The sequence below is a fragment of the Microvirga pudoricolor genome, assembly GCF_016892705.1.
Lineage (GTDB): Bacteria > Pseudomonadota > Alphaproteobacteria > Rhizobiales > Beijerinckiaceae > Microvirga > Microvirga pudoricolor.
The window spans coordinates 47014-61090 of record NZ_JAFEMB010000006.1 but is presented as its reverse complement, the minus strand read 5'-3'; the positions used below and the strand labels follow the sequence as shown (position 1 = coordinate 61090).

The following is a 14077-nucleotide window of genomic DNA, read 5'->3' as shown; positions in this document are numbered from 1 at the left end:
TTAGTTGAACCGGTCCATCATCTCAGCCCTGGGGCGCTTGCGGGTCAGCGCGATGAGGAAGCCCATGCCCAAAGCCAGCGACAGCAGCGAGGAGCCGCCATAGGAGATGAAGGGCAAGGTCATTCCCTTCGCCGGCATGAGGTGGACGTTCACCATCATGTTGATGCACGCCTGAAGCCCGAACATGAGGATCAGGCCGGTGGTGGCGAGGCGGCAGAACGTATCCTCGTTCTTGCGGGCGAGCGACAGGCCTCTCAGCACGATGAAGGCGAAGATCACCAGCACGGCCATGCAGACCACGATACCGAACTCCTCCGCCGTCACCGAGAAGATGAAGTCCGTGTGGGCGTCGGGCAGAATGCGCTTGACCGTGCCCTCCCCCGGCCCGCGGCCGAGCCAGCCGCCACGGGCGAAGGACTCCATCGCGGTGTCGACCTGGAACGTGTCTCCCGAGGACTTGTCGAGGAACCGCTCGAACCGCGAGCGCACATGCGGCAGGAATTCGTAGGCGGCCACGATGCCGAGCATGCCGGCGCCTCCGAGACCCGCGACCCAGAACCAATGTAGCCCGGCGACGAAGAAGAGGCCGCACCAGACGATCGTGATGAGCATCGTCTGGCCGAAATCCGGCTGCATGACCAGCGGAATGATGGTGGCGGGAAGGATCAGGAAAGCCAGCAGCGCGCCCGGCATGTCCTTGCGCTTGGCGCCCTCCGAGAAGGCCCAAGCGGCGATGACCACGAAGGCCGGCTTTACGAACTCGGAGGGCTGGATGCCGATGCCCGCCAGCATGATCCATCGATGCGCGCCCTTGATCTCGGGACCGAACTGGAATGCGAGGAGCACTAGAGCCATCCCGACCGCGTAAACCGCGAGGGCGAGGCGCCGGATGTGGCGAAGAGACAGAAACGAGACGAAGATCAGGATGGCGATGGTCGGCGCCAGGAAGAGCGCCTGACGGCTCACGAAATGGAAGGTCGAGAGGTTCAGGCGCTCCGCGACCGGTGGGCCGCCCGCCATGAGAAAGACGAGTCCGGCCACCATCAGGGCCGCGAGCGCCGCCAGAAGGGTCCGGTCGACGGTCCACCACCAATCGCCGAGGGGAGAGCGTTCCGCGCGTGACACCATGGCCTTAGGCTCCCATCGTGGGGTTGATGCCGGGCAAGGCCCGGACCAGTTCGCGGAAATGATTCCCGCGCATTTCGTAATTCGGATACTGGTCGTACGATGCGCAGGCGGGCGAAAGCAGCACCACTGCGGCAGCATCGCTTGCAGCGGCATCGTGAGCCGCCTGCTCTACGGCGCGATCGAGAGTCGAGCAAAGGGCGTAAGGTACCTCGCCCTCAAGGGTCTTCGCGAACTCTTCGGATGACGCGCCGATCAGATACGCCTTGCGGATTTGCGGGAAGTACGACCGTAGCGTCGTGATGCCGCCTTCTTTCGCTTTGCCGCCCAGGATCCAAAAGATGTTGTCGAAGGATTTGAGGGCCTTCTCGGTAGAATCTGCGTTCGTGGCCTTGGAATCGTTGATGAACAACGTTTTGCCGCTTTGTCCGATCTCCTCCATGCGGTGGGGAAGACCGGGGAAACTGCGCAGGGCACTCTGAATTGTAGCCGCTTCGACGCCGGACAGAAGCGCGACAGCAACGGCCGCGGCCGCATTTTGAGCGTTGTGGTCCCCCCTCAGGGAGCCGACACCGGATAGATCGGCGATCCGTCGCGGCTCACCTTCAAGGTGTGAGACGATCCGGCCGCCCTCGGCGTAGACGCTTCCCGCAGCGTGGTCTGTCAGCCCGACGCGAACAATGGTTCTTTTGCCGCCGCTCAGCCGCGCGACCATGGCCCGGTCTATGTCGTCGTCCACACCGATAATCGCCTTATCGGCCTTTGCCACCAATCGCTCCTTGATGGCTGCGTACTCGGCAATGGTGCCGTGCCGGTCGAGATGATCTGGAGAAACGTTAAGCTGCACGCCGATGCTCGGAGCCAGAGACGGCGCGAGATCGATCTGAAAGGAGGAACATTCGATGACGTGAATGCGATCCTCGGACGGCAGCTCCAGCGACAGAATGGCCGTACCAATATTGCCGCCCATCTGAACATCATGACCTGCCGCTCGCAGGATGTGGGCGACGAGGGCTGTCGTGGTCGATTTGCCGTTGGTGCCCGTGATCGCGATGAAAGGCGCGTTAGGCGCGAGCTTCGCCCGCTCACGGCAGAACAGCTCGATGTCGCCGATGATTTCGATTCCGGCCTCTTTCGCCAGCTTCGCCGACCAATGCGGCTCGGGATGCGTGAGGGGAACACCGGGTGAGAGCAGCAATGCGGCAAAACGCGACCAGTCAGCCGTCCGCAAATCCGCGGTCTCGATGCCCCGGGCCGCGGCCTCCGCCATCTTGGCCGGATTGTCGTCGCAGGCCACCACCTGCGCTCCGCCTTCCTTGAGGGCGAGCGCCGTCGCGAGGCCCGATCCTCCAAGACCGAAGAGCGCGACCGTGCGTCCTGCGAATGTGGTGGCGGGCGTCATGGGCTCACCGCAGCTTGAGGGTCGCAAGGCCCAGGATCGCGAGCACGACGGACACGATCCAGAACCGGATTACCACCTGTGGCTCGGTCCAGCCGAGCTGCTCGAAATGGTGATGGATCGGCGCCATCTTGAACACGCGCTTACCCGTGAGCTTGAAGGATGTGACCTGGATGATGACCGAGAAGATCTCGAGCACGAACAGCCCGCCCACGATGGCCAGCACGATCTCGTGCTTCGTCGCCACCGCGATGGTGCCGAGGAGGCCACCCAACGCCAGCGAGCCCGTATCGCCCATGAAGATCTGGGCGGGCGGCGCGTTGAACCACAGGAAGCCGAGGCCAGCGCCCATGAGGGCCCCGCACACCACCGCCAACTCGCCGGTGCCCGGCACGAAGTGGATTTGGAGATAGTTCGCAAAGACCGCGTTGCCGGCGAGGTAGGCGATGAACCCGAACGTACCGGCCGCGATCATCACCGGCACGATCGCGAGCCCATCGAGCCCGTCCGTGATGTTCACCGCGTTGCCCGCACCCACGATCACGAAACCAGCGAAGACGACGTAGAACCAGCCGAGGTTGAACAGCAATTCCTTGGAAAACGGCAGCGCCAGCTTGTTGGAGAGGCCCGGCGCCGAGATATAGGCGATGGCGATGCAGGCCGCGGCTGCGATGAGCGCCTCGATGGCCAGGCGAGACTTGCCGGAGAAGCCCTTGTGGGACTGCTTCGTGACTTTCAGATAGTCGTCATAGAACCCGATGCTGCCGAAGCCCAGTGTCACGAAGATGACGACCCAGACATATGCATTCTCAAGGTTCGCCCAAAGCAGCGTGCTCACGAGCACGCCCGCCAGGATCATGAGACCACCCATGGTGGGCGTGCCTCTTTTCGTCAGGTGCGATTGCGGCCCGTCCTCGCGAATGGGTTGTCCCTTGCCCTGCCGCAGGCGCAGGAGCGAGATCATCCAGGGGCCGAACAGGAACACGAAGAGAAGCCCGGTCGCGGTGGCGGCGCCGGTGCGGAACGTGATGTACCGGAAAACGTTGAGGGGGCTGAAATAGGGGCTGAAATCAGCCAGAAACGTCAACATAAGACCATTATCCTTTGAGCGTCTGCGCGGATCCGCGCGCGCCATAGCGTTCTTTGAGGGCTTTGACCACCAGCGCCATCTGCATGCTGAGCGAGCCCTTGACCATCACGGCATCGCCAGGCCGGACAGCCGCGCAAACACTTTCGACGAGATCGGCGGAGCGCTCCGCCTGTTGGGCGACCATGTCCTGCGGCAGCGTCCTCGTCAGACGCTCCATTAGGGATCCGGCAGCGAAAACCAAGTCCACCTTGTTGGCCGTCACGGCCTCCGCGAGCCCTTCGTGGAGGCCCGGCCCGGCTTCGCCCAGCTCGCGCATGTCGCCCAGAACCGCGATCCGTCTTCCCTGGCCTTCCAGTTCGACCGCGCCGAGATTGGCCAGCGCCGCGCGCATCGAGGCCGGGTTGGCATTGTAGCTCTCGTCGATGAGCAGGGCCTCGCCGCCGGAAAGCGACAGAATCGTGCGCTCGCCGCGTCCGACCGGAGGTTTCAGTTCGGCCATGGCCTGAGCCGTCACGCCGAGGTCGGCGCCCAGGGCGAATGCCGTCGCCAGAACGCTGAGGGAGTTCAGCGCGATGTGGCGTCCCGGCGTTCCGATGCGATACGTGATCGGCCGGCCGAAAACCTGTGCGTCGACCATGGTGCCGTCCGGCCTCGCCACGATGCGGAGCGCCCGCACATCCGCGCTCTCGTGCTCGCCGAACGTAATGATCCTTCCGGCATCCGATGCCAAGGCATGGGCCTTCAAGCGTTCGAAATAGGGGCTGTCGCGGGTGATGACCGCCACGCCGCCCGGCGCGATGCCGGAAAAAATCTCTCCCTTGGCGTCGGCAATCCCCCAGATGGAGGGAAAAAATTCGATATGGACCGGTTCGACCGTGGTGATGACCGCCACGTGCGGCCGAACCATTCCCGTCAGAGGAAGAATTTCCCCGGAATGGTTCATGCCGATCTCGTAGATGCCGTATTCGGTCTCCCGGGGCGTCCGCGCCAGGGTCAGAGGCACACCCCAGTGATTGTTGTACGACGCCACCGAGGCGTGCACCTGGCCGAGGCGGGAGAACGCCAGACGCATGGCTTCTTTGGTGCCGGTCTTGCCCACGGACCCCGTAATGGCGACGATCCGTGCATCCGTGCGCGCCCGGGCGGCGCGACCCAACTGGCTCATGGCTTCCAGAACGTCCGGGACCACGACGAGTTTGTCACGGCTCGCCTGACCCTGAGCCCAGGCGGACGAGACCACAGCGGCCGGAGCGCCTTTGTCGAGGGCGGCCGCCACAAAGGCGTGGCCGTCATGCACATCGCCTTTGATGGCGAAGTAGAGATCGCCCGGGTTCAGGGTTCGGGTATCGATGGATGCACCGGTCGCCTGCGCGACTTCCGCTCCGATCTCACCGCCCGTCGCCGTCACGATCTCGTCTTGGGTCCATAGGGGCGTTTTCATCCCTGCCTCTCCGCAATCGCCGCCCGAACCTCGTCCTGGTCGGAGAACGGCAGGGTCCGGTCGCCGATGATTTGGCCCGTTTCATGACCCTTGCCCGCGACGATCAGGACATCTCCCGGCCCCAGTTCGCCCACGGCGGTACGGATAGCCTCGGCCCTGTCGCCGATTTCCCGGGCGCCTGCCGCGGCCTCCATGATCTCGGCGCGGATCGCGGCCGGCTCTTCGCTGCGAGGATTATCGTCCGTGACGATCACGACGTCCGCCTTCTCACTCGCGATCCGGCCCATGATGGCCCGCTTGCCTCGGTCCCGGTCGCCGCCGCAGCCGAAGACGCAGATGAGGCGGCCCGGCGTGAAGGGGCGCAGGGCGTCGAGAACGTGGGATAGGGCATCCGGTTTATGCGCGTAGTCAACAATGCACAAAGCACCATCGACCTCGCCGACCCGCTCCAGCCGGCCGGCGACACCTTTGAGACCGGAAAACCCCGCCAGAACCTCTGCTGCTCGGTCCTCGCCTTCCACGGCCAGCACGAGACCGGCGGCCACCAGCGCGTTCTCGACCTGAAACGTACCAGGCAGAGGCAGCTCGGCCGTCAGGGAGCGGCCGAAGGCCTCCACTTCGAGCGTTTGGCTGAACCCGGCATTCGCCGATCCGGTGAGGCGCAGGCTCTCGCCCCGTTGGCCCGTTGTCAGAAGCTTCAGGCCACGGCGGCGGATGGCGCTCAGGAAAACGTCCGCGAACGGACCGTCCGCGTTCACCACCGCAGGAGCGTTTTCGTCCAGAAGCGTATCGAAGAGCCTGAGCTTGGCGGCCGCATAGGCTTCGGTCGTATTGTGGTAGTCCAGGTGGTCCCGCCCAAGATTGGTGAAGCCGGCAGCCGCGAGCTTCACCCCGTCTAGACGCCGCTGATCGATGCCGTGCGAGGACGCTTCCATGGCGAGCCGCGTGACACCGTCTTCAGTGAGTTGCTCGAGAGTCTTGTGCAGGGTGACGGGGTCCGGGGTCGTGAGCGATCCGTAAGCCGCACCGTCCGACGTGATCACGCCCAGCGTGCCCAGGCTGGCGGATTTATATCCCAGGGTCGCGAAGAGCTGGCGCGCGAAATCGGCCACCGAACTCTTGCCGCTGGTGCCCGTGACGGCGACGGTCTTGTCAGGTTGACCGGGATGGAAGCGCGAAGCCGCGAAGGACAGCGCCTTCCGAACATCCTTCGTTCGAACATAGGCCACGGCCCGGGGCAGATCGACCGGACGCTCGGACTCGCCGAGGATCGCAACCGCGCCTGCCGCCACGGCTTGCGACACGAAGCTCATGCCGTCCGCCTTCGTGCCCGGAACGGCCACGAAGAGTGCGCCGGCGGCGACCTTACGGCTGTCGGCAGTGATCGAAGTGACCTCCGGGGACGCGTCCGACACACTTCCGGCGTCGGGCAAAAGATCGCGGAGCGTCATCGCCTGCGACATCAGCGGATACCCCAGGCGTTCATGCGCGCCATCAGCGGGAAGGGCTGGGCCGGCGGCTCGAAGCGTGGCGGGACACCGAGAAGCGGTGCGACCCGTTCGACGATGTTGCCCGTAATCGGCGCCGCGTTCCAGCCTGCCGTCGAGAAGCCGTAAGTGCCTTCGATGGCCTGCGGCTCGTCCATGATGGTCAGGAAGACGTAGCGCGGCTTGTCGGCGGGCACCACGGCCGTGAACGTGGTGAAGTTTTTGTTCTTCGAATAGCGGCCGTTGATGACCTTCTCGGCCGTTCCCGTCTTGCCGCCGACGAAGAAGCCGGCGATCGCCGCGGAGGACGCCGATCCAGCCGGGTTCGACGCATTGAGGCGCAGCACGTAGCGCATCGCTTCGCTGGTCTCAGGCTTGAGAACCTGAAGCGCATTGGCTCGCGCCGTCTCCACGTCCCGCTTGACGAAGGTCGGCGTCATGAGAATGCCACCATTGACGAGAGCGCCAACCGCCGAGAGCGCCTGAAGCGGCGCGACGGCGAGACCATGCCCGAAGGCGATGGTCATGGTGTTCAGTTCGCCCCAGCGCGGGGGAACGATCGGCTCGGCGTTTTCGGGCAACTCCGTCTTGAGTCGGGTTAGCTGACCCATCTTGCGCAGGAAGGCTTTGTGACCGTCGACGCCGATTCCCAGCGCCATCCGGGCCGTGCCGATGTTGGACGAGTGGATGAAGACTTCCGGCACGGTCAGCACGCGGCGGGTCGGGTGGTAATCGCCGATGGTGAAGCGGCCGTAACGTAGGCCTGATCGGGCATCAAGGGTCGAGTTGATGTTGAACTTGCCCGAGTCCAGCGCCATCGCCACGGTCAGCGCCTTGAAGGTCGAGCCCATTTCGAACACGCCCACATTTATGCGGTTGATTCGATCGTTCTCGAGAGCGTCGACGGGATTGTTCGGATCGAAATCCGGGAGCGACACGAGGGCGATGATCTCGCCCGTATTCACGTCCAGGATGGCGCCGGCGGTCGCCTTCGCCTTGAACTTGGCCATGCCCTTTTCGAGTTCGTCGCGCAGGGCGTGCTGAACGCGCAGATCGAGAGACAGCTGGATCGGCTTCAGGTCGGACGCCGAGATGTTGAAGCCGGCGCCGTTGAGGTCCTGAAGCCCCATGCTGTCGATGTATTTCTCCATGCCGGCGATGCCGACATTGTCGATATTGGCAAAGCCGAGCACGTGAGCGGCGGCGGTTCCGTTCGGATAGACCCGCTTGTTCTCAGGCAGGAAGCCGACGCCCGGAATGCCGAGGCGGTGCACTTCCGCCTGCTGCTTGGGGGTGATCTCGCGCTTGACCCAGACGAAGCCCTTTTTGGTGCCGAGCTTCTCGCGAAGATCGCGCGCATCGAGGTCCGGCAGGACGGCCGTCAGCAACTCGACGGCTTCATCCTTGTCGATGATGTTGCGCGGTTCAGCGAAAACGGACACCGTCTTGACGTCGGTCGCCAGAACCTGACCGTTGCGGTCAACGATATCGGGACGTGCTGCGGAAATTTCCGAAGAAGCCGTGCGGCGCACTTCGCTGGTGTTGTCGCTCGTCACCGCAAGATAGGCGAGACGGCCTCCGATGGTGGCGAATAGGCCTGTGAAACAGACGGCCACGAGCCCCACGCGAGCGGTGCTCTTGTCCACCCGAAGGCGGAATAGCTCGCGCACATGGGTGAACAAACCGCGTTTCGGTGCGGGGGGCGCTGCGGGCGCTTCAGGTCCGAACTCGTTATGCAAGGGCGTCACCGTCTTGGAGTTTGCGTGGCCGGCGTGCGGGCATCGGCGCTCTTGTCCCTGGGCGTCGACGTCGGAGCGAGGAGTCCGAGGGCTTCGAGCTTACGTCCGATCTCGTCTTCGCGGGCGGGGCGATTCGGAAGATCCGACAGGCGCGCCAGTTGCTGGATTTTCAGGGGCTGCAGGTCGAGATGCTGGTCCGCCGCCGCCTGGAGACGATCGGGACGGTTGAGATACTGCCACTCGGCCTGAAGCACAGCGATGGCATCCCGCTCCCTTTGAACCTTCGAGCGCAGCTTCGCGACCTGCTCCGAATAGAACAGCGTCTCGTATTTGATCGAGTACGCATACACGGCCGATGCGATCAACGCCGTGATCGCGATCATGTGCAGGAAACGAATCATCTCTGGCCTCCGCGTTTGTCAGCCGTGCGCGGCAGTTCCGCCAGCATGGTCAAGGCGTCCATGTGCTCTTGAGCAGGAGCGGACGTGCGGGCGGCGGCGCGCAACTTCGCCGACCTTGCGCGCGGATTGCGCGCGGTCTCCTGATCGGTGGGAGCAATCGGTCCTCGTGTAATGGCTTCGAAGCTCGGTTCGGCCTGCGCGACGCTCGGCATGTGTCTGGATCCGGCGCTGACACGCCCGGTGCGAGTTGCGAAGAACTGCTTGACGATCCGGTCCTCGAGGGAGTGGAAGGTCACGACGACGAGCCGTCCTCCGGGCGAGAGCACCTGCTCCGCCGCGTGAAGAGCCCGCACGAGCTCCCCGAGCTCGTCGTTGACCGCGATGCGAAGGCCCTGAAAAACGCGCGTCGCCGGATGCACGCCATTAGGCTCCTGGCGGATGATCGATGCGACGAGATCCGCAAGCTGACGAGTCGTTTCGATGCGACTGCGACGGCGCACCTCAATGATGGAGCGCGCCACGGCGCGGGCCCGACGCTCCTCGCCGTAATGGTAGAAGATATCCGCAAGTTCGGCCTCGGACGCATCGTTGACGAAGTCGGCGGCGCTCGGTCCGCTCTGCTCCATCCGCATGTCCAGGGGTCCGTCATGACGGAAAGAGAACCCGCGCGCGGCCTCGTCGAGCTGCATCGACGAGACGCCGATGTCCAGTACGACGCCTTCGACGGTGTCGAAACCCTGGGCCGACACGACGGCGTCGAGGTCACCGAACCGGCCCGGCACGAGGATCAGGCGACGCTTCAAGCGCGCCACCAACGCCTCCCCGGCCGCGATGGCGTTCGGGTCGCGGTCGATGGCGATGACGCTGTTCTTGGGATGGGCGTCGATGATGGCGCGGGTATAACCGCCGGCGCCGAAAGTCCCATCGACGAAGAGGCCGCCGCGCTTCACGTCGAGCGCCGCGCAGACTTCCCCCAGGAGCACGGGAACGTGACGGGAAGGTCCGCCAGCGGCTCCGGCCTGGCCGTCGCCGCGTTCCGTCATTGTCCCCGCCCTCCTGGTGGGATGTGCTGCATCGTGTTCGGCTCCAAAATTCGGGCTCCCAAAACCTTCTTCAGGTCTCGCACCTTCATGCGCGCCTCCTCCAAGTGCACACGAAAACGCTCCGGCTCCCAGATCTGGAACTTGTTGCCAAGACCGACGAACGTCACGCTGTCCGCGATCCCGGCATGAACTTTCACTGACTCGGTCAGGATGACCCGCCCCTCCGGATCGACCTTGAGGATCTCGCTCGTGCCGAACAAGGCCGTGGAGAGTTGATCCCGCTCGTCCGAATAGGGCGACAACGTCGACAGGAACGCATCGATCTCGTTCAGGAGCACGTTGCCACCGGCGTCCAACGCCGGAGCGTCGAGTGCCGGATGAACGTACAAGCCCTCGAACCCGTCGCGCGCTAGAACCGCTCGAAACGTCGCTGGGATCGAGACCCGTCCCTTCGAGTCCAACTTGTTCGTGAAATTGGACACGAAGCGATGCATGGGCCGCTGCTCGTACGCTCCTGATTGTCAGCCCAGCGGTAGACCGCGCGGGTCCGCCGCTTCCCTTCGCGGATGCCAGCGCCTCCTCGCGAGGCATCGTTGACGGGATGATTTGGGATATCATGGGACAGTATGGGCGTCAACGAAGCGGGGCTGTGGGAACGGTGCTGTGCACACCTGTCCCATGAGAATGATTTGTGGTTAACGAACCGTAAGCGCGGCAACGATTTCGACGTTGCCACGCACAATTGTGTGCCTGTGGATAAGGTGTCAGCCGGCCTATAAGCCGGGTTCTGTAAGGCCCGAGGCGTGACCTCGGACGTGGCGGCCATTCGTCTGGGACGGTCGTTGCCGACCGCCTCTAGCAACCAACCCGGACGACGAGCCTGGAAACAGGCTTGGCCGGTGGCCTGTCGTCCCTATTCGGTTTTGCTCCCGGTGGGGTTTACCATGCCGGCCGCATCGCTGCGCCCGCGGTGCGCTCTTACCGCACCCTTTCACCCTTGCCCCGAGATCGGAAGCCCGAAGGGCTCCCGCTCCCACGGGGCGGTCTGCTTTCTGTGGCACTGTCCCTGGGGTCGTCCCCCGCCGGACGTTATCCGGCACCGTGCTTCCATGGAGCCCGGACTTTCCTCCCCAAGTGCACCGTGAAAGCGAACTTGGAGCGGCCGCCCGGCCGGCTGACATCCGGGATGTGGTGCAAAAGCGGGGACCGCGTCAAGCCCGCGGGCGCCCTACTCTGCTCCGGCCGTGATGATCTTGACCCTGGCGCAGTACTTGCGCGCCGCCGCCGTCATGGTCTCGGCTCTGTGGCCGGCCTGGTACCGCAGGATCGTGCCGCAGGTGTCGCCGCCGGCGAGCTTGTAGGCCGTGGCGAGATACTTCAGGCCGTAACGCAGGTTCGTCTCAGCATCGAGCAAACCGGCCGCCTCGCCGGTGTAGCCTAACGAGCGGGCCGTGGCGGTGTGAATTTGCGTGAGGCCCATATGCGGCCCATTGCGAGCGCCTGCGTTGTAGCGGCTTTCGATCCGGATGATCGCATCGGCCAGAGGATAAGGGATGTTGTTCTGGGAGGCGTATCGCTGAACCAAGACCTGCAACCCAGTTGCGGCCGCGGCAGCCGCTATCTTTGCTCCCTTGGCGCTCGACGGCCTCTCATCCTCCGTCGATGCCACCTCGTCGGTTCGCTCTGCCTGCGAGAGGCTTGAGCCTTCCGCGCCGGCGTCCTCGGATCGATCCTTCGAGGGCTTGGCGGCGGTCGTCTGGGGTCCGTCCTTCGGCTTTTTGGCGGCCTTCGCCTTGGTGTCGCCTGCGGTTTCATCCGATCCGGCTTCAACCCTGGCTGCCGACTTGCCTTTCGCCCTGGAAGGCTTCGCGTCTTCGACCGCTTCGGCGGGAGCCTCGTCGGACCTCAGCTTCAAATCTTCGCTGGTTTCCTCAGCGACGGCTTGGCGCTCATGCTCGATGATGACGCTCGGTCCCTCACCGCCTTCAGCATGGGCCAAATTAGAGAAATTTAGGGAAAATAAACAAATCCCTGCCCCGAGAGCGGCCCGCTTCAGATGTTCCCAGGTCAAACGGCTGCTCCCTCAGTCTCGATCACGAATGCGTGTTGGGTCTCGCGACAATAAGGCAAAGATGTGACGGTCCCCGCCACAATCCGAACTAGCGGAACGGCCAAGCTTATCAAGCGCGGAGTCTTACTAATCTCTGGCTTCAAGTCTAACGAATTGGATTTGCTGTTCAGCTTAGCGCCTATACGTTCCCTTGTGGCAACTGGGAACTATTTCACGAGCCCCGAGTTGGCGAGGGCGTAAGGTCAAGCTAAACAGGCGTGGGCAGCCATAGGCCCGATAGATCAGAGCCCAAGAAAACAGGGAAGCTTCCATGAAAAAGATCATCTCCGCTTTCGCCGCAGGCGTCTTCACCCTCTCGCTGGCTGCCTGCAATACGCCCCAGGATCGGGCTTTGGGCGGTGCCGCCATCGGCGGCCTCGCGGGTGCCGCAATCGGTGGTGCCGCGACGGGCCGCGCGGGCGGAGCGTTGGCCGGTGCTGCCATCGGCGCGGCGGGTGGCGCCATCGTGGGTTCGGCGACGGCTCCGGCCCAACCGGCCTGCCCCTATGGCTACTATCAGGACCGCGCGGGCAACGTTTACTGCCGCTAATCTGGTCGCCTGACAAAATTCCAGGGCCGAGCACCGTCTCGGCCCTTTTCTTTTGTCTCGTCTTGCGCGTACCACTGAAGCACGATGATTCCATCTCTTTGGGGCAAGTTGGGCGGCGCAGGCCTAGGCCTGGCATTAGGAGGGCCAATCGGGGCCCTTCTAGGCGCCATTGCCGGCCATTTTCTGCTGGACCGGGAAGGGGCCCTCTTAGGACCGCCTTCGCGCGACGTGATTTTCACTACAGGCCTGGTGGCTCTCGCGGCCAAGATGGCGAAGTCCGATGGAGTCGTGGTCGATCAGGAGGTTCGAGCCTTCGAGCAGATCGTCGATGTGCCACCGGACGAGCACCGGAAGGTCCAACGACTCTTCGACTTAGCGAAGGGCACGACGGACGGTTTCGAGGCCTACGCGCGCCAGATCCGGGACCTGTTCGAGGATGAGCCGCTGCTCCTGGAAGACGTGCTGGACGGCCTCTTTCACATCGCCAAAGCCGACGGTGCCGTGCATCAGGCCGAATTCTCCTACCTGCGCGAGATCGCCCGTATCTTCGGCTTCGAGGGCATCGCCTTCGACAGGATCGCGGCCCGGCACGTTCGCTGGGCGGACGATCCCTATCTCGTTCTCAAGGCCGACCGGGGCATGAGCTACGACGCGCTCAAGCGACATTATCGCAAGCTGGTGGCGGAAAATCACCCTGACCGGGAGATCGCCCGAGGCCTGCCCGCCGAAGCCGTCAGGATCGCCACGGAGCGCCTGGCGGCGATCAACACCGCCTGGGAGCGGATCGAAGCCGAGCGGAGCCCCGGATAGGACCATGAACGCCGCGCTGTCCCCTGAAAGTCCGGTTGCCGCCAAGGTCTTTCCATCTCCCAACCATGGTGAGCGGAAGGATGGGCAGCGCCCGACCATGTTGGTCCTGCACTACACCGGCATGCCGAACGAGGGCGAGGCGCTGCAATGGCTCTGCAATCCGGTGTCGCAGGTATCCGCGCATTACTTCGTGTTCGAGGATGGGCGAGTGCTGCAGATGGTGCCGGAATCCCGGCGAGCCTGGCATGCCGGTCATTCCCAATGGAACGGCGAAAGCGACATCAACTCCTGTTCAATCGGCATCGAGATCGCCAATGCCGGACATCCCGCCGGACTACCGCCCTTCGGGACCGCTCAGATCGAGAGCGTGATCGCCCTGTCGAAGGACATCGTCGAGCGCTGGCACATCCCGGCCGACCGGGTGCTCGGCCATTCGGATGTTGCTCCGGGGCGCAAGCTGGACCCGGGAGAGGGCTTTCCCTGGGAGGCGCTTCACAAGGCGGGTGTCGGGCATTGGGTGAAGCCCGCGCCGGTTCAGGACGGACGATTTTTCTCACGCGGCGACCGGGGGATGCCTGTCGAGGCCATCCAGGCCATGCTGGCCATGTACGGCTACGGCCTGAAGATCAACGGTGTCTTCGATGACGACACCGAGAAGGTCATCGCGGCGTTTCAGCGCCATTTCCGCCCTCAGCGCGTCGATGGCGTGGCCGACGCCTCAACGATTACGACGCTGCGCGACTTGATCGCAAGCCGGCCCGCCCCGCCGTCGGTTTAGATTTGCCCACCATCCTCCCCTTGAGGGGAGGATGGTGGGGTGGGAAACGCGACATTTCCGAACGTGGTGTTTCCCACCCCATCCCGCCGCTGCGCGGTGACCTT

13 protein-coding genes and 1 other RNA gene are annotated in these 14077 nt (G+C 64.0%); 3 read left to right on the top strand and 11 right to left on the bottom strand.

What is annotated here, in order from left to right; genetic code table 11:
- From ILT42_RS17990 to ILT42_RS17940, 11 genes are all read right to left on the bottom strand, one after another.
- Complete coding sequence (locus tag ILT42_RS17990; RefSeq protein ID WP_204217155.1) at window positions 1-1128, bottom strand: FtsW/RodA/SpoVE family cell cycle protein; 1128 nt, start codon at window positions 1126-1128, stop codon at window positions 1-3.
- Window positions 1129-1132: 4 nt separating this feature from the next.
- Window positions 1133-2527 (bottom strand): UDP-N-acetylmuramoyl-L-alanine--D-glutamate ligase, encoded by a 1395-nt coding sequence (gene murD / locus ILT42_RS17985; protein ID WP_204217154.1) that lies wholly within the window; start codon window positions 2525-2527, stop codon window positions 1133-1135.
- A gap of 4 nt (window positions 2528-2531) precedes the next feature.
- Entirely contained in the window at window positions 2532-3614 is a 1083-nt protein-coding gene (mraY, locus tag ILT42_RS17980) for a phospho-N-acetylmuramoyl-pentapeptide-transferase (protein ID WP_204217153.1), read from the bottom strand.
- 7 nt (window positions 3615-3621) lie between these two features.
- On the bottom strand, window positions 3622-5055 hold the full coding sequence (locus ILT42_RS17975; protein WP_204217152.1) for a UDP-N-acetylmuramoylalanyl-D-glutamyl-2,6-diaminopimelate--D-alanyl-D-alanine ligase: 1434 nt from the start codon (window positions 5053-5055) through the stop codon (window positions 3622-3624).
- On the bottom strand, window positions 5052-6518 hold the full coding sequence (locus ILT42_RS17970; protein ID WP_204217151.1) for a UDP-N-acetylmuramoyl-L-alanyl-D-glutamate--2,6-diaminopimelate ligase: 1467 nt from the start codon (window positions 6516-6518) through the stop codon (window positions 5052-5054). The genes ILT42_RS17975 and ILT42_RS17970 overlap by 4 nt, the downstream gene beginning before the upstream one ends.
- Window positions 6518-8212, bottom strand: coding sequence for a peptidoglycan D,D-transpeptidase FtsI family protein (locus ILT42_RS17965; protein ID WP_204217150.1), 1695 nt, complete (start codon window positions 8210-8212; stop codon window positions 6518-6520). Before ILT42_RS17965 ends, ILT42_RS17970 begins: the two co-directional genes overlap by 1 nt.
- 74 nt (window positions 8213-8286) lie before the next feature.
- Window positions 8287-8682: a cell division protein FtsL gene (ftsL, locus tag ILT42_RS17960; protein WP_204217149.1), complete on the bottom strand. Its 396-nt coding sequence runs from the start codon at window positions 8680-8682 to the stop codon at window positions 8287-8289.
- Window positions 8679-9725, bottom strand: a complete 1047-nt coding sequence (gene rsmH / locus ILT42_RS17955) for a 16S rRNA (cytosine(1402)-N(4))-methyltransferase RsmH (protein WP_204217148.1) — start codon at window positions 9723-9725, stop codon at window positions 8679-8681. The genes ftsL and rsmH overlap by 4 nt, the downstream gene beginning before the upstream one ends.
- The gene (mraZ, locus tag ILT42_RS17950; protein ID WP_204217147.1) at window positions 9722-10219 is read right to left on the bottom strand and encodes a division/cell wall cluster transcriptional repressor MraZ; all 498 of its coding nucleotides are present in this window, start codon (window positions 10217-10219) and stop codon (window positions 9722-9724) included. The genes rsmH and mraZ overlap by 4 nt, the downstream gene beginning before the upstream one ends.
- Before the next feature lie 266 nt (window positions 10220-10485).
- An RNA gene (gene rnpB, locus ILT42_RS17945) (RNase P RNA component class A) lies at window positions 10486-10903 on the bottom strand.
- 50 nt (window positions 10904-10953) lie between these two features.
- Window positions 10954-11640 carry a lytic transglycosylase domain-containing protein gene (locus tag ILT42_RS17940; protein WP_204217146.1) on the bottom strand — a complete coding sequence of 229 codons (687 nt, stop codon included), beginning with the start codon at window positions 11638-11640 and terminating at the stop codon, window positions 10954-10956.
- Window positions 11641-12106: 466 nt separating this feature from the next.
- On the opposite strand from ILT42_RS17940, the gene ILT42_RS17935 reads away from it, so the two are divergent.
- The 3 genes from ILT42_RS17935 (at window position 12107) to ILT42_RS17925 (ending at window position 13973) form a co-directional block, all read left to right on the top strand.
- Window positions 12107-12385, top strand: coding sequence for a hypothetical protein (locus ILT42_RS17935; protein WP_204217145.1), 279 nt, complete (start codon window positions 12107-12109; stop codon window positions 12383-12385).
- 84 nt (window positions 12386-12469) lie between these two features.
- The gene (locus tag ILT42_RS17930) at window positions 12470-13195 is read left to right on the top strand and encodes a TerB family tellurite resistance protein (RefSeq protein WP_229428745.1); all 726 of its coding nucleotides are present in this window, start codon (window positions 12470-12472) and stop codon (window positions 13193-13195) included.
- A 4-nt stretch (window positions 13196-13199) separates the two neighbouring features.
- Entirely contained in the window at window positions 13200-13973 is a 774-nt protein-coding gene (locus tag ILT42_RS17925) for an N-acetylmuramoyl-L-alanine amidase (RefSeq protein WP_204217143.1), read from the top strand.
- The last annotated feature ends 104 nt before the right edge of the window (window positions 13974-14077 follow it).